Here is a 15,935-nt window from a genome sequence, read left to right as displayed (position 1 = left end):
AATCGTTCTTCATACATTTTACCACATTGAAAGGAGCGTGATAGAAATGAAAGTTTACATTTTACCAAATCGCGTCACTTTAGTCGGCAAAGCATGGCAAATTCGGCATAAGCTAAAACAATATGGCAAAGAGTATACAACTGTACAAGAGTGGATTACAGCAAATAAAGTGAAACTTTAATCAGAGGGGGGGCAGTTAATCTCCCACCTAACTTCCTCGTATGAGCCGAATTTTGAGGTGGGGGTCTTACTGCCCGTTAAAGCGGGGTAAAAAGTAAACGTTTGTCAACCTCCTTCCCCTTTCGTACAATAAAGATAAGGAGGTTGACCTATGAAAAAACGTCAATTAGGAAATTCAGATTTATATGTTACGGAAATTGGATTTGGCTGTATGTCTCTCGGTACATCTGAGGCTGAAGCTATGCGTATTATCGATGAGGCAATCGATTTAGGAATTAACTTTTTTGATACAGCGGACTTATACGACTATGGATTAAATGAAGAATTTGTTGGAAAAGCTCTGAAAGGAAAACGCGACCAAATTGTTCTTGCAACAAAGGTTGGAAATCGATGGACAGAAGAAAAAAACGGCTGGTCTTGGGATCCTTCTAAAGCTTATATAAAAGCCGAAGCAAAAGAGAGTTTACGTAGACTTCAAACAGATTATATTGATTTATATCAACTGCATGGCGGGACGACTGAAGATCTTATAGATGAAACAATTGAAGCCTTTGAAGAATTGAAAAAAGAAGGTATTATTCGTCATTATGGTATCTCTTCTATACGTCCAAATGTCATTCGTGAGTATGCAAAACGTTCAAATATCATTAGTGTATTAATGGAGTACAGCCTTTTAAATCGTCGTCCTGAAGAATGGTTCCAGGTGCTTAATGAACATCAAATTAGTGTCATCGCACGCGGACCACTTGCGAAAGGCATTTTAACTAACAACAATGCAAGCAAGATAGAAAGAGTAAAGGAAAAAGATTACCTCTCCTATTCTTATGATGAATTAAATACAACACTCGCGAGTGTAAAAGAAATTATAGGAGAAAAATCTTTAACTGGATCAGCCGTTCAATACTGCTTACATAATGAAAATGTTGCATCTGTTATACCTGGCGCAAGCTCTATTCAACAGTTGCAAGCAAATGTACATGCTGGGGAACAAACGTCTTTAACAAAAGAAGAATATAGACAACTTCAGCAAATTGTTAAATTTGATACATATGCTTTACATCGTTAAAAAAACGTTATCGTACAGGTCATAGCCATCAAATTTTAAAAAAGGTGTCCCAAAAGCTCATTAAAAATGACCTTTTGGAGACACCTTCTTTGTATTGATCTTTATATGGATGAAAAGTTGTTTCATGAACTAATTTAACGTTATGTTTATCTACCGAGAATAAACAACTATTATTTCTCTTATTTTGAACTAAAATTAATTGATTTGTAGTGTTCGGGCAACTTTCCCACCACTTTCTATAACCGTACAGATAGCGTTTTTATAACGTATCATATTTATCAGGATTCGTTCCTACATGTAAATTACGATTTAACGTATTAATTTGATCCATCTCTTCTTCAGTTAATGAGAAATCAAAAATAGTAAAGTTCTCTTTAATACGAGATGGCGTAACAGATTTAGGAATAGTCACAATCCCACTTTGAATATCCCACCTTAATATAACTTGTGCAGGTGACTTTTCATATTTTTTAGAAATAGCCTGAATAATTGGCTGCTGGAATACTTCGCCGCCTCTCATTAAAGGACTCCATGCTTCCATTTGAATTTGCTCACCTTGACAGAAATCACGCAATTCAAATTGCGCTAGCATTGGATGAAGTTCAACTTGGTTTACCATCGGCTTCACTTTGCAATTTGGTAATAACAGTTCTAAATGATGTTTATGAAAATTAGAAACACCAATGGCACGCACTTTACCTTCTTCATATAGCTTTTCTAGAGCACGGTACGTATCAACATACTTTCCTCTTATCGGCCAATGGATTAAATATAAGTCTACATAGTCCATTTGTAATTTCTTTAAACTTTTTTCAAACGCCTCGAGCGTCTCCTCGTACCCTTGATCGTCGTTCCAAACTTTTGTTGTAATAAACAAGTCTTCTCGCGAGATTCCAGATTCACGAACCGCTTCTCCGACACCGCTTTCATTTTCATATACAGTTGCTGTATCAATCGAACGGTATCCAAATTCTAATGCTGTTTTTACTGCTTGTTTAACTTCGTTGCCTTCTTTCGCTTTATAAACGCCTAGACCAATCATCGGCATTTTCACACCATTATGAAGTGTAGTTGTTGGAATATGCACACTCGTTCTCCCTTTCAATGTTACATTTTTTATAAACCACCACTTTATTTCAACAAGATTCATCCAAAAAGTCAAAACATACGTACAGTTTACATAATACTTTTATACACATTTAAAAAATAACGTGAACTCAGTCATTCACGTTATTTCCTTTCCATTCTTTCGCTTTTTCATCAACATTACGTACAAACTCATTTTTCCCTTCCGTATACATCGTGCCATCATATGTATATTTTTCCGCTAGTTCTTTCTTTAAAGTTGCATACGCCTCTGCTTCTTCACAATGAGCCATCATGTAATCACGAAACGATAAATGCCTTGTAATCTCAGGATTCCCTTTTTCAAATACGTGCAAATGATACGAGCGTTTCTCCTCCGTTCCATGAATAAAAAAACGTCGACCTGAAATACCATTTTCCCCTTTCATGATGTAACCAAGCTCTTTAAATCGTTCATTCCAATGATCTACTCTGTCGATACTTTCTACTTCCATGATCATATCAATAATAGGCTTAGCCGCAAGTCCTGGCACTGATGTACTACCAATATGATGAATTTTTACCGTTTCTGGCATCGCCACTTTTAATCTTTCGGCTTCCATTTGGAATTTCTCACTCCAATGATTTTCATACGGAACGACTACAATTTTCCTCATTCTAACTCCCCTTTTCTTATAAACTCGTCAAAAAAATGATCAGCGGCATTTCACTGATCATCTTTTTATTATTTAAAGTCTTTCCAAGTAAGGCTACTTTCACTTAACAGTTCTTCAAATGATTTATTCTTTTCACGTTCTTTTTGTTCCTTACGCTTTCTTTCTTGTTCTGCTGCCTCTTTTTTCTCTTCTCTCACTTGCAACTCTTTTTTCTTATTCTTTAATTGTTGCATGAGCGAATCATTCAATTGATCACCTAGTGTAAGTGATTCTTTCTCTGGTTGATTCATTTGAGAGTGTCTTTGTGTTTGTGTTTGTCTTTGCTTCTTTTTCTTCATACTATTCACCTTTTACTTTTTTCTCCATTATAGAGGATACACGGCGAAATCGACAATAAAAAAGATACGTGACTCCCCGATTCTCTATTATTCTTTTTTGTAAATGTGTTAATTTTTCGAAAAAACTAAATTTTTTTGTGGATATAATCCTAGTAATCTATTAAAATTATGTCGTATGATGTCAGATTATAAAAAAAGGAGAAATTAATTATGTGGAAAAAAATTATTCCTGCTGTTGCTGTTTTAAGCACTATTACTTTTTCAAGCGTATTCGCCGTTCCTCCATCTCAGGCTCCTGCCGAACAAAACCGGTACATAGACGTACAAATGCTTGGTATTAATGATTTCCATGGACAACTAGATACTGTAAAAAAAATTAACAATAAAGAAGCTGGTGGTGCTGATTACTTAGCTACTTATTTAAAAGAACGCAAAAAACAAAACCCTAATACACTTCTTGTACATGCTGGAGATATCGTCGGAGCTAGCCCACCAGTTTCTGCTTTATTACAGGACGAACCAACTATTGAATTTTTAAATGACTTAAAGTTTGATGTTGGTACAATTGGAAATCATGAATTTGATGAAGGCATTGATGAAATGCGACGCCTCATTTATGGTGGATATCATGAAAAAACAGGGAATTTCAAAGGAGCAAACTTCCCTTATGTTGCTGCAAACTTCTATAATAAATCAACTGGCCGCTTATTTTTACCACCATTTACTGTAAAAATGGTAGATGGAGTTCCTGTAGGTTTCATCGGAGTTGTTACAACGGATACACCGAATGTCGTTATGCCAACTATGCTAAAGAATGTACAAATTACTGATGAAGTAGAAGCTATTAATAAATCTACTCAGCAATTAAAGCGTCTCGGTGTTAAATCTATTGTAGTCCTTGCACACGTTGGAGGTACAACTGATGACACTGGTGTAACAAACGGTGACCTTACTCGTATTGCAAATGAAACGGATTCAGAAGTTGATGTTATTTTCGGTGGACATAGTCATACGTATGTAAATGGTACTGTTAATAATAAGCTTATCGTACAAGCGAACTCTTATGGGATGGCTTTCTCTGATGTAGATGTAACGATTGATAGAAAAACAAAAGATATTGTGAAGAAAAAAGCTGAAGTTGTTACAACATATCATGAAGGTGTCGAGCCCGATAAACAAGTAAAACAAAAGTTAGATCAATATAAAGAAAAAATTGCACCGCTTGTAAATGAAGTTGTCGGAAAATCTACAGCACCTATTGACCGTAAACAAAACGATGCTGGTGAATCTACACTTGGAAATTTAGTTGCGGATGCCCAGCGCCAAACTATGCAAACTCAAATCGCACTTATGAATCCTGGCGGCATTCGTAATGACTTAGACGCTGGCGATATTACATGGGGCGAATTGTACGGCATTCAACCTTTTGGAAATCAATTGATTAAAGTAGATTTAACAGGTCAAGACATTCGCGATATTTTAAATCAACAATGGCAAAAAGGTACAACGAGAATGCTTCAAATTTCAGGTATCCACTATACTTGGAATGCAAGCAAACCAAACGGTGAGAAGGTTACGACTATACGCCTAACAAATGGAGAAGAATTATCTCCATCCAAAACGTATAGCGTAGTTGCAAATGCTTTCTTAACTTCTGGCGGTGATGGATTCGTATCATTTAAAAATGGTAAAAATGCAGAAACTGGTCCAAATGACTTTGAAGCACTAGTCGATTATGTAAAACAAGTAAAAGAGCCAATTCAACCAATTATTGATGGACGTATTCAAAAAATCAACTAAATACTATTCAAACTAGTGCGTGACACTCGAAAGAAGAAGCTCCTTTTTATATGCAAGGAGCTTCTTCTTTTAGAGTCATACGTATTGTCATTCTTCTAGTGCAGTAAAGGATAAGCACATAGCCCCTTGTTTCCTCGTAGTATATAGAAAACTATAATGGGAGGATTTGTATGTATTTCTATCAAACAATGACGATACATTATATCGACAAAACGACAAACTCATTCGTAGTATTGAGAAAGCAATTAACGGAGAATATAGCGCCATTCATTATTATGCTAGATTAGCTAATTTAGCTCCAGACATAAATGAACGAAATCAAATCCTTGAAATTCGGCAAGATGAGCAACGAAAAGTTGATTTTTACTTAGAAATTGCAGACGAAGCGACAAATCAACAAAGGAAAGAAACATTTCGGCGCGCAGCAGCTGATGAACAAAATTATGCCGTTTGATTCCTATATTAATTTTCGAAACAAAAAATAAAATAAGACAAAAAGGATACACGCTCTTATATGGAACATAGTATCCTTTCTTTTATTTCTCTGGATACGTTTCATGATTAACATCATACCGTTGCAAAAATTCCTGTAGTGCTTCTTCTACAATTTTAGACTTTTGAATCCCTTTCGATTCCGATATAACATCTAGTCTTGCTAATACTTCTATATTAATCGAAAAGGTTCGTTTCTTTTTCTCTGTGCTCTTACTTATAATTTGAACACTTACTTCTCCTCTTTTTCTTAACAATTCATAAATGCTTTGTAATTGTTCATAAATTAGTAATTGATAGTCAGTTTTTGCATATTGAAGGGCAGTAGCTTCTTGGATTTGCAAATGACGTGGCTCTTCACCATCACCTATAAAGATACGTTTTTTCTGCTCTCCATCATATTCATATCCAATCACCCTTAATTTCTTTGATAATGTATATGGGCTCATTTCAAGCCGTTTCGCTATAATAGCGATTGATTCGCGTCTATTTAAAGAATCAATAATTTCTCCAATCGTCACATTCTCCCTCCTCTCTTAATCGCCTAAACTTGAAATCAAACCAGTATGTTATGATACAATGATTTTCTAGTAGTATATGCAAAAGAAAGAGCCTGTGCGATTCATACCATTTAAGAAAAGGAGGGTTACATATGCTTTTTCGTAGCCATACCCCTCGGTTTTATAACGAAAAGAAGCAATTAATCCCTAACAGTATCGCTACGATAGAAAGCGTTATGATTAATGACCGGAAACAATCTCTCCTTATACGCGGACAAAACGTGGAACAGCCTATTTTATTATGCTGTCACGGTGGACCTGGTATGGCTCAAATTGGCTTTATTCGCCATTTTCAAAAAGAGTTAGAAAAGCACTTTATCGTTATTAATTGGGACCAGCGAGGGGCAGGTAAATCCTTTTTATGGCGGGATATCCAAACAAATTTTACGATTGATCAATTTTTTTCAGATGCAAAAAAGGTTATTCAATATCTTCTCAAACGCTTTAATAAACAAAAACTATTTCTCGCTGGTCATTCTTGGGGAAGTATTATCGGACTACAAATCGCTAATCAATGTCCCGAATATATAGAAGCATACATCGGCATCGGTCAAATCGTACATATGAAGCAAAATGAAGAATTACTATATCAACATTTAATTAGCTCTGCCAAAAAGCATGACCATAAAAAGGCATTAGCTTCTCTTTTAAAATTAGGGAAACCACCCTTTTTAGATACGAGACGCCTCATTATTCAAAGAAAGTGGCTTGGTACGTTTGGAGGAGCAATACAAAACGGATCTTCCTTTTCTTTCATACGAAAAGGTTTCTTTTCTCCTGAATATACGCTATTAGATTGGTTCAAATTTCTCGCAGGAAATTTAAAATCCGGAGTTTTATGGGAAGAGATGCTGACAATCGATTTCTTTTCGTCTACTTCAAGTTTATCTGTTCCTGTTTATTTTTGTTCTGGTCGCTATGATTATCAAACTCCTTATGCACTCGTTCAACAATATTGCGATACCATTCAAGCTCCTATTAAAAAGATGGTTTGGTTTCCAAACTCGGCACATTCTCCAGATTTAGAAGAGCCTGAACTATTCGCCAAATCTTTACAATCAATTAAACAAGAACTATCTTTTCAACATACATAACGAAAGGCTCTTTTACATTTCATAGAAAACATTTTATAATGATATGTCGCAAGTATATGTCACTACAAACATTTGCTTGCCTTAACAGAATAAAAATTAGGGAGATTACATTTATTATGAACGCTGTACTCATCGCAGTAGCAGTCATGCTACTGCTTAGTTTGTTACGTGTCCAAGTCATTGTCGCCATTATCGTTGGAGCTTTAACAGGCGGACTTATCGGCGGACTCGGTATTTCAGAAACAATTAGTACTTTTACAGCCGGTCTTGGGAACAGTGCTCCTATCGCATTAAGCTACGCAATGCTCGGTGGATTTGCTATTTCCCTTTCAAAAACAGGACTTCCTGATGCAATGATCCAATCAGCTTTAAAATGGATCGGCAACGAACAAGACACGAAAAAACAAGTCTATTCTAAAATACTTATATTATTTATCATTTTAACAATGGCTTGTTTCTCACAAAATATTATCCCTGTTCATATCGCCTTCATCCCAATCTTAATTCCAGCACTTTTAAAAGTATTAAATGAGCTGAGGGTGGATCGTAGGCTTGTAACATGTCTTATTACATTTGGATTAATTACCCCTTACATGTGGGTCCCCGCAGGATTCGGAAAAATTTATCATGACGTATTACAAACAAATGCTGCGCAAAGCGGTCTTACATTTGATGTCGCACTTATTCCAAAAGCGATGACTATTCCAGCAATCGGTATGATTATCGGATTATGTGTAGCGGTTTTCATTACATACCGAAAACCACGTACATATGAAACAGAACAAATTCATGCTGCACAGAATGAAATCGTTCCCTATACGAAAAGAAGCATTACTTTTGGTTTATTATCAATACTCGCTACATTAACTGTGCAATTAGCAACAGAATCAATGATTTTTGGTGCTTTAGCAGGTATTATCGTCTTATCAGTTAGCGGTAGTCTCCCTCTTAAAGAAGCCGATGCTATTTTAACGAGCGGAATGCGTATGATGTCCTTTATCGGATTTGTTATGATTTCTGCCGCAGGATTTGGCGCTGTTCTTCGAAAAACTGGACATGTTGAATCTCTTGTGCAAACGAGTGCGCATATAATCGGAAATAATAAACCGCTTGCTGCATTTCTTATGCTCGTTATTGGACTTCTCGTTACGATGGGAATTGGTTCTTCCTTTTCAACCATCCCAATCTTAACAACAATTTTTGTACCGTTATGCGTCCAGCTCGGATTTAGTCCAATGGCAACAATCGCAATTATCGGTACAGCTGGTGCACTTGGTGATGCAGGTTCTCCAGCATCTGATAGTACACTTGGACCAACGTCCGGTTTAAATGTTGATGGTCAGCACCATCATATATGGGATACATGTGTCCCAACATTTCTACACTATAATATACCGTTACTTATATTCGGCTTTATTGCCGCAATTACACTATAAAAGGTGCGTTTTAAAAACGCACCTTTTACTTTGTTGTTTCTCTCTCAATGCATCTAAATTCTGTTTCCACTTCTTCTTGTTCCACTTGTTTCTTCTTTATTTTTCCTATTAACTGCTGAAAAGCTATTTCCCCATTTTCTTCGATATAACTTCCAATCGTCGTTAATGATGGACTTATCCATTCGCCCTCTACACTCCCGTTAAATCCAATGATTTGCAACTTATCTGGTATATGAATATTAAGAGTTTTCGCCGCCCTGATTAGCTCAATAGCGACCTTATCACTTGAAGCTACAACCCCATCTATGTATGGATGCTTTTGTAACAATTCAAGAAACTGTTGATTCGTATACCCTTGGACAATTTCCTCTCGATAAGAAAGTCCTTCTTTCCAAGCAGTATCTAGAAATCCTGCCACATGCTCTTCCATTTCTTCACTCTCTACTCCCTCACCGATATAAGCAAGAAACTGGCAGCCTTTCTCTTTTAATAAAGAAACAGCTTTCTGTCCACTTTCATAATAGCTCACAAGAGATTGCCGTCCCTCAAGCACAGCGAAAGGAAGTGGGATCTCTCCTATACTTCGAAAAACAGATTTCGTCATTATAACGCCTGCAATGTTATTTTGCTCCAACATATCTATGTATCTATTCTTATTTTCTATATTACAAACTATTACTTGATACCCTTCTTTATATGCTATTTCCTCAACGAAACGGAGTAAAGTGATGTATGATGGATTATGCAAATTATCTACAAGTAATGCAATCATCGTTGAAGGCTGTTTAAATAAAGGCTTTGCTGTAGCATTCGGTCTATAATGTAATTCTTCAATTGCTTTTTTTACTTGTTTCACCGTATCTTCATGGACATATCCTTTTTCGTTAATGACTCTTGAAACGGTTGCGACTGAAACACCGGCCAATTTTGCAACATCACGTATAGTTGCCACATCGTCACCCCTTAATATGGTAATAGATTACAATTTTAAACTAAACCAAAATATAACATTCGTCAAGGTTATTGTTTTATATTTCTGAAAATTGTTACATAACTTCCACTCTACTCAGAAAATATACTCCAGCTGAATTTCATGTGAAATCGCGATATTATCATAACCAATAAACGGAATTTCTTTCTTTATTTTTCGCGCTTCTTTTACCGCATCAATATATAAATTCGTCATTATGAAGTTACGTTTTTGATAAAAACGAAGTGCGTTCATATTATCATTCGTCGTAATGAGCCATACTTTTTTACATTCGTTCTCTTTTGCCACTTGCAGCACACAATCCACCAGTTTTGTACCAATCCCCTTTCCTTCCTCAAAACTATTCACCGATACAATTTCACACATATTTTCTATCACTTCACACGTTATAATTCCCACTATTCTGTTATTTCTAAGTGCAATAAAACCGGGTAATTCTTCTAATTGATGTACGCTGCCACGCGAGACCATCATAGAGCTTCCCCAGTTTTCACACATAAAATCCTGAATTGCTTCTTTCATTTCTGGTGTGATTTTTTGTATATGAACCATATACGATTTCTCCCCTTTTCACATCATTGTGATACAATGTTAGTGTATCATATGTAGAGGTATTTGGAGGATGAGGTAAAGTATGAAACGTTTTTTTACAGCATTGTTTACTATACTAGGTGCACTAACTGCGATTGGGATTTTCTTTACAAATAAAGTTATGTACTTGAAGAAAAAAACAGAGGAAGAAGTTTTAGAACGCGAAACGAAAAAGCATTTTCATTTGGACGATTTTAAGGCTATTCAAAAAGAAGAGGTTCACATCCCTTCTCAATTCGGATACGAACTTCACGGATATTACATGCCAGCTGGTCATTCCAATAAATTTATGATTTTTTGCCACGGTGTGACCGTAAATAAAATCAATTCCGTTAAATATGCAAACTTATTTTCAAATAGAGGATATAACGTATTTATTTATGATCATCGCCGTCATGGTAAAACCGGTGGTAAAACAACAAGTTATGGCTATTATGAAAAACATGATTTAAAGTCAGTAGTTGACTGGCTAAAAGATCGTTTCGGAACGAATATTACACTCGGAATTCATGGTGAATCTATGGGTGCTGCAACTCTTCTTCAATATGCAGGACTTGTTGAAGATGGTGCTGATTTTTATATTGCTGATTGCCCTTTCTCTGATTTTTATGGACAGTTACAGCATCGTTTGAAAGTTGAGTTTCACTTGCCAAAATGGCCTTTATTGCCTTTAGCAAATGCCTTTTTAAAAGTTCGTGATGGCTATACAATTCGTGAAGTTTCACCAATTGATTGTATAAAAAACATTAACAATCCTGTTCTCTTTATTCATAGTAAAGATGATGACTATATTTTATCTGATATGACGAAATCACTTTATGAAGCGAAAGAAAATAATAAACAGCTTTATATTGCAGAACATGGTGCACACGCTTGCTCTTATAATGAAAATAAAGAAGAGTATGAAGATGCCATCGATCAATTTTTAAACACATATGTAAAAGAAACAAAAAACAGGCTTGCATAAGCCTGTTTTTTTACTGCGCTAAAACATCTGTAACCTGTTCCATATTTTCAGAAATCCACTTTACTGCCTCGTCTAGCGTTAGGAATTCCGTCGTTTGAAAAGTCACCTCATCTTGAAGTAACCAAACATCTTTCGGTTCTTGTCCTACACCTGCGATTGACCAATGAAGTAAACTATATGGATGATTATCATTCAAAAATGATGCCCATGTGCGCTCATTTGCAATGTTTTGTAGTGTTTGTAATTTTTTATCCATCTTTCGTCACCTTACTCTAGTCAGTTATAAAAACTATTATAACACTCTCTTCTATCTCAAACAAAGTGCTCTTTTTTATATTGTCAAGTACTCTCCCTAATTATATGATGAGAGTAAGCGTTTGGAAAGGAGGGATAACGTTGGCAAAAGTACAAATTAAAGTAAATGATAATGGCTCTTTTCGCGTTACAGGGGACGTGGAATTAGTTGACTCACAAGGGAATGTATTCCCAGCAAAACCGGCATTTTCTTTATGTCGTTGTGGTTTATCAAAAAACATGCCTTATTGCGATGCTTCGCATAAAGGAAAATTCGAGTCTGTTGTTAGAGCACCAGAGGCAGAATAAATATTTAAAGAGCATGCACATTTATTTGTGCATGTTTTTTCTTTGGATCAAAGTCTATACAGCCCTTCCCCTTTCAACATTTCTATTACTTTCTTCCCCATTCAAACCGGCATATATTTTCACATTCGAACACTTTTTACTATGCTTTTTTCTTTTTTGTGCTATACTGTGAGCAAATAACATCCTTCGGGGTCGGGTGAAATTCCCAACCGGCGGTGATGAAGCGAAAGCTTCTAAGTCCGTGACCCGTTTTCAATGTGAAAACGGTGGATCTAGTGAAACTCTAGAGCCGACAGTATAGTCTGGATGGGAGAAGGATATGTTTTCTAGTAATTATATATAGCGAATACACTTTTATTTCAGTATGCATATTTTTAAAGATTCATTTTGACTCTTTATATAGGTTTTATTTTGTATACTTATGTTTCTATACTGAAATAAAAAGATACGACTAGCGTTTGAAAAACTCGATATTTTGCTAGGTTTTTTCCTTATGCCAAAATATCAATCATCGTTAGGTTTCTTTCCTATACTTTCGTATTCGAACTATATTTCTAGAAATCACGTCTCCCAAACCCCAAGGATTCTATATCCTTGGGGTTTTTTGATTTTTTTCAGGAGAGGTGAAGAGAATGACAGATCAAGAATATATGAGGATTGCCTTGCAGTTAGCACAAGGAACATCAGGACAAACAAGCCCAAATCCTATGGTTGGTGCTGTTGTTGTAAAAGATGGCGTCATTGTCGGAATGGGTGCCCACATGCGTGCTGGTGAAGAACATGCTGAAGTTCATGCTCTTCACATGGCTGGAGAAAGAGCAAAAGGCGCTACCGTTTATGTAACACTTGAACCTTGTAGCCATTTTGGAAAAACACCGCCTTGCTGTGAATTACTCATTAAAAAGGGAGTTCAGCGTGTTGTAATTGCCACCCTTGATTGCAATCCACTCGTTTCTGGTAATGGAAAAAGGAGATTAGAAGAAGCTGGAATCGAGGTAACTACCGGTGTTCTTGAAGCGGAAGCAACTTTATTAAATCGATACTTTTTTCACTATATGAAAACGAAACGTCCATTTGTAACAATAAAAACAGCAATGAGCTTAGATGGGAAAACAGCGACTGCAACAGGGGAAAGCAAGTGGATTACAAGTGAAGAAGCGCGAGCTGATGTTCACCAATATCGTCATATGCATGACGCTATCCTTGTCGGTGTGAATACAGTTATAACTGATAATCCACACTTAACAACACGAATTCCAAACGGAGGTAAACATCCTATACGAGTTATTTTAGATACCCACTTACGAACGCCGCCATCTTCTCATGTCATAACAGATGGCTTAGCTCCGACATGGATTATTGTCGGTAAGGATGTAAATAAAGAGAAAATAGCGTCTTATGAATCTAACAATATAGCTGTACTCCAAATGAAAACGAAGCAAATTGAAATACAAGATGTCCTATCCCTACTCGGGGAGAAACAAATTCTTTCTCTGTTCGTTGAAGGTGGTCAAACAGTACATGCAAACTTCTTAAAAATAAATAGTTTTAATGAAATTGTGACCTATATAAGCCCGAAATTAATTGGTGGAAAAAATGCACCCACTTTATTTGGCGGAGCTGGTTTTTCGAAGTTACAAGATGCACTTTCCTTAACAATTCAAGAGATGAAACAAATTGGTAATGATATAAAAATTGTTGCAACCTTAAAAAGCGAGGTGACGGAATGTTTACAGGAATTGTAGAAGAGTTAGGAACGATATCAAGTATGACTCAAAGTGGTGAAGCCATGAAGCTAACTATTAGCGCAAATCAAATTTTATCAGATGTCAAATTAGGTGATAGTATCGCGGTTAACGGCATTTGCTTAACAGTAACTACTTTTACGACTACTTCATTCACTGTTGATGCAATGCCTGAAACAATGAATGCAACATCACTTCGTATGCTAAAGCCAAGTGCCAAAGTGAATTTAGAACGGGCAATGGCTGCGAACGGAAGATTCGGTGGACATTTCGTCACCGGACATATCGACGGCATCGGTACGATTTTAACTAAAAAACAACATTACAATGCCATCTATTACAAAATATCAATTTCTGATGAATTACTACGCTATTGTTTGCATAAAGGATCCGTTGCTGTTGATGGCACTAGTTTAACAATATTTGATATAGACGAATCTTCAATTACAATTTCACTCATCCCCCACACAGTAAGCGAGTCTATAATTGGAGAAAAAAAAGCCGGGGACATCGTAAACATTGAGTGTGACATGATTGGAAAATATATTGAACGCTTTATTGCAAAGCCCGCAAAAAGAACTGATTCAATGACCGCAAGCTTTTTACAAGAAAACGGATTTCTATAAGGGGGAAGCACAATGTTTCATCGTATTGAAGAAGCTCTAGAAGATTTAAAACAAGGAAAAGTCGTTATCGTATGTGATGATGAAAACCGAGAAAATGAAGGCGATTTTATTGCTTTAGCAGAGTACATTACACCAGAAACGATTAATTTTATGATTACACACGGTCGTGGTCTCGTTTGCGTACCGATTACGGAAGGGTACGCAGAGCGTCTACAGTTAGAACCAATGGTTTCTCATAATACGGATTCACATCATACTGCTTTTACAGTAAGCATCGATCACGTTTCTACAACAACAGGCATTAGTGCTCATGAGCGTGCTACAACAATACAGGAATTATTAAATCCCGCATCTAAAGGAACTGATTTTAACCGCCCTGGACATATCTTTCCATTAATTGCGAAAGAAGGTGGCGTCCTTCGCCGCGCAGGTCATACAGAAGCTGCTGTTGATTTAGCAAAACTTTGCGGAACTGAGCCAGCTGGCGTCATTTGCGAGATTATAAATGAAGATGGGACGATGGCACGTGTACCTGATTTAATACAGTGTGCAAAACAATTTGATATAAAAATGATTACAATTGAAGATTTAATTGCTTATCGCCGTCATCACGAAACACTTGTGACGAGAGAAGTGGAAATTACATTACCTACAGATTTCGGTACTTTTCATGCAATTGGCTATTCTAACTCATTAGATATGAAAGAACATATCGCGCTCGTAAAAGGTGATATTTCAACAGGCGAACCTGTACTTGTACGCGTTCATTCAGAATGCTTAACAGGGGATGTATTCGGTTCGTGCCGCTGTGATTGCGGACCACAACTACATGCTGCACTTGCTCAAATTGAGCGTGAAGGAAAAGGTGTTCTTCTCTATATGAGACAAGAAGGACGCGGCATTGGCCTTCTTAATAAGCTTCGTGCTTATAAGTTACAAGAAGAAGGGTTAGATACTGTAGAAGCAAATGAAAAACTTGGGTTCCCAGCTGATCTTCGTGATTACGGTATTGGTGCTCAAATTTTAAAAGATTTAGGCTTACAAAGGTTACGATTATTAACGAATAATCCACGAAAAATTGCTGGCTTACAAGGTTACGATTTAGAAGTAACCGAGCGTGTACCGTTGCAAATGCCAACAAAAGAAGAAAATAAAACGTATTTACAAACGAAAGTAAGCAAATTAGGACATTTACTAAACTTATAATTAAGGGAGAGATACATTATGGTATTCGAAGGTCATTTAGTTGGTACAGGATTAAAAGTTGGGGTTGTTGTTGGGCGTTTTAATGAGTTTATTACAAGTAAGTTACTTGGCGGAGCTTTAGATGGATTAAAGCGTCACGGTGTAGAAGAGAATGATATTGATGTTGCATGGGTTCCTGGTGCATTTGAAATTCCTTTAATCGCTAAAAAGATGGCAAATAGCGGAAAATATGATGCTGTTATTACATTAGGTACAGTAATTCGCGGCGCTACAACACATTACGATTACGTTTGTAATGAAGTAGCAAAAGGTGTTGCGTCTTTATCACTACAAACGGACATTCCAGTTATTTTCGGTGTATTAACGACAGAAACAATTGAACAAGCAATTGAACGTGCAGGTACAAAAGCTGGTAATAAAGGATATGAATCAGCAGTTGCTGCGATCGAAATGGCTCATTTATCAAAACAATGGGCTTAAAAAAAGAGGCTGCGGCCT

At 36.5% G+C, this 15,935-nt stretch carries 19 protein-coding genes and 1 riboswitch; of the genes, 12 read left to right on the top strand and 7 right to left on the bottom strand.

All coding sequences use genetic code 11. The features are described 5' to 3' along the window. Window positions 1–46 precede the first annotated feature (46 nt). Both mciZ and MKX77_RS04425 read left to right on the top strand, forming a co-directional pair. Entirely contained in the window at window positions 47–181 is a 135-nt protein-coding gene (gene mciZ, locus MKX77_RS04430; RefSeq protein ID WP_000870297.1) for a Z-ring formation inhibitor MciZ, read from the top strand. Between the two features lie 150 nt (window positions 182–331). Further along, window positions 332–1,246, top strand: coding sequence for an aldo/keto reductase (locus tag MKX77_RS04425; RefSeq protein WP_341305921.1), 915 nt, complete (start codon window positions 332–334; stop codon window positions 1,244–1,246). A gap of 259 nt (window positions 1,247–1,505) precedes the next feature. Here the strand turns inward: MKX77_RS04425 and MKX77_RS04420 are convergent, their stop codons facing one another. From MKX77_RS04420 to MKX77_RS04410, 3 genes are all read right to left on the bottom strand, one after another. Then, on the bottom strand, window positions 1,506–2,333 hold the full coding sequence (locus MKX77_RS04420) for an aldo/keto reductase (RefSeq protein WP_215554089.1): 828 nt from the start codon (window positions 2,331–2,333) through the stop codon (window positions 1,506–1,508). A 130-nt stretch (window positions 2,334–2,463) separates the two neighbouring features. Beyond that, window positions 2,464–2,988: a GrpB family protein gene (locus MKX77_RS04415; RefSeq protein WP_341305920.1), complete on the bottom strand. Its 525-nt coding sequence runs from the start codon at window positions 2,986–2,988 to the stop codon at window positions 2,464–2,466. 68 nt (window positions 2,989–3,056) lie between these two features. After that, window positions 3,057–3,326, bottom strand: coding sequence for a YqkE family protein (locus MKX77_RS04410; protein WP_002033875.1), 270 nt, complete (start codon window positions 3,324–3,326; stop codon window positions 3,057–3,059). 210 nt (window positions 3,327–3,536) lie between these two features. Between MKX77_RS04410 and MKX77_RS04405 the strand changes: the two genes are divergently transcribed. Together MKX77_RS04405 and MKX77_RS04400 are read left to right on the top strand one after the other, a co-directional pair. Further along, on the top strand, window positions 3,537–5,126 hold the full coding sequence (locus MKX77_RS04405; protein ID WP_341305919.1) for a bifunctional metallophosphatase/5'-nucleotidase: 1,590 nt from the start codon (window positions 3,537–3,539) through the stop codon (window positions 5,124–5,126). A 166-nt stretch (window positions 5,127–5,292) separates the two neighbouring features. After that, a complete protein-coding gene (locus MKX77_RS04400) occupies window positions 5,293–5,580 on the top strand; it encodes a ferritin-like domain-containing protein (protein WP_215554092.1) in 288 nt (95 codons plus the stop codon). Window positions 5,581–5,662: 82 nt separating this feature from the next. On the opposite strand, the gene MKX77_RS04395 is transcribed toward MKX77_RS04400, so the two are convergent. After that, entirely contained in the window at window positions 5,663–6,139 is a 477-nt protein-coding gene (locus MKX77_RS04395) for a ribbon-helix-helix domain-containing protein (RefSeq protein ID WP_215554093.1), read from the bottom strand. Window positions 6,140–6,270: 131 nt separating this feature from the next. Between MKX77_RS04395 and MKX77_RS04390 the strand changes: the two genes are divergently transcribed. Both MKX77_RS04390 and MKX77_RS04385 read left to right on the top strand, forming a co-directional pair. Beyond that, on the top strand, window positions 6,271–7,272 hold the full coding sequence (locus MKX77_RS04390) for an alpha/beta fold hydrolase (RefSeq protein WP_341305918.1): 1,002 nt from the start codon (window positions 6,271–6,273) through the stop codon (window positions 7,270–7,272). 116 nt (window positions 7,273–7,388) lie between these two features. Next, entirely contained in the window at window positions 7,389–8,708 is a 1,320-nt protein-coding gene (locus tag MKX77_RS04385) for a Na+/H+ antiporter family protein (protein ID WP_341305917.1), read from the top strand. A gap of 25 nt (window positions 8,709–8,733) precedes the next feature. Here MKX77_RS04385 and MKX77_RS04380 read toward each other — a convergent pair whose 3' ends face one another. Together MKX77_RS04380 and MKX77_RS04375 are read right to left on the bottom strand one after the other, a co-directional pair. Further along, window positions 8,734–9,660, bottom strand: a complete 927-nt coding sequence (locus MKX77_RS04380) for a LacI family DNA-binding transcriptional regulator (protein WP_341305916.1) — start codon at window positions 9,658–9,660, stop codon at window positions 8,734–8,736. 114 nt (window positions 9,661–9,774) lie between these two features. Beyond that, entirely contained in the window at window positions 9,775–10,251 is a 477-nt protein-coding gene (locus MKX77_RS04375) for a GNAT family N-acetyltransferase (protein ID WP_215554096.1), read from the bottom strand. Window positions 10,252–10,333: 82 nt separating this feature from the next. Here MKX77_RS04375 and MKX77_RS04370 point away from each other — a divergent pair, with 82 nt between their 5' ends. Then, window positions 10,334–11,257, top strand: a complete 924-nt coding sequence (locus MKX77_RS04370) for an alpha/beta hydrolase (protein ID WP_341305915.1) — start codon at window positions 10,334–10,336, stop codon at window positions 11,255–11,257. Window positions 11,258–11,267: 10 nt separating this feature from the next. On the opposite strand, the gene MKX77_RS04365 is transcribed toward MKX77_RS04370, so the two are convergent. Continuing rightward, entirely contained in the window at window positions 11,268–11,513 is a 246-nt protein-coding gene (locus tag MKX77_RS04365; protein ID WP_341305914.1) for a DUF2552 family protein, read from the bottom strand. A 140-nt stretch (window positions 11,514–11,653) separates the two neighbouring features. On the opposite strand from MKX77_RS04365, the gene MKX77_RS04360 reads away from it, so the two are divergent. The 5 genes from MKX77_RS04360 to ribH all read left to right on the top strand — a co-directional run bounded on the left by MKX77_RS04360 (window position 11,654) and on the right by ribH (window position 15,917). Beyond that, window positions 11,654–11,860, top strand: coding sequence for a CDGSH iron-sulfur domain-containing protein (locus MKX77_RS04360; protein WP_001151582.1), 207 nt, complete (start codon window positions 11,654–11,656; stop codon window positions 11,858–11,860). Between the two features lie 178 nt (window positions 11,861–12,038). Next, window positions 12,039–12,182, top strand: a riboswitch (FMN riboswitch). A 310-nt stretch (window positions 12,183–12,492) separates the two neighbouring features. Beyond that, window positions 12,493–13,605, top strand: a complete 1,113-nt coding sequence (gene ribD, locus MKX77_RS04355) for a bifunctional diaminohydroxyphosphoribosylaminopyrimidine deaminase/5-amino-6-(5-phosphoribosylamino)uracil reductase RibD (protein WP_215554098.1) — start codon at window positions 12,493–12,495, stop codon at window positions 13,603–13,605. Continuing rightward, window positions 13,587–14,231: a riboflavin synthase gene (gene ribE, locus MKX77_RS04350; RefSeq protein WP_215554099.1), complete on the top strand. Its 645-nt coding sequence runs from the start codon at window positions 13,587–13,589 to the stop codon at window positions 14,229–14,231. The genes ribD and ribE overlap by 19 nt, the downstream gene beginning before the upstream one ends. A 12-nt stretch (window positions 14,232–14,243) precedes the next feature. Next, window positions 14,244–15,437 (top strand): bifunctional 3,4-dihydroxy-2-butanone 4-phosphate synthase/GTP cyclohydrolase II, encoded by a 1,194-nt coding sequence (ribBA, locus tag MKX77_RS04345; protein ID WP_341305913.1) that lies wholly within the window; start codon window positions 14,244–14,246, stop codon window positions 15,435–15,437. 18 nt (window positions 15,438–15,455) lie between these two features. Then, a complete protein-coding gene (gene ribH, locus MKX77_RS04340) occupies window positions 15,456–15,917 on the top strand; it encodes a 6,7-dimethyl-8-ribityllumazine synthase (RefSeq protein WP_000230892.1) in 462 nt (153 codons plus the stop codon). Window positions 15,918–15,935 lie beyond the last annotated feature (18 nt).

It is taken from the genome of Bacillus sp. FSL R9-9410 (genome assembly GCF_038050385.1).
Lineage (GTDB): Bacteria > Bacillota > Bacilli > Bacillales > Bacillaceae_G > Bacillus_A > Bacillus_A cereus_U.
This window is presented reverse-complemented; position numbering and strand designations above follow the sequence as displayed.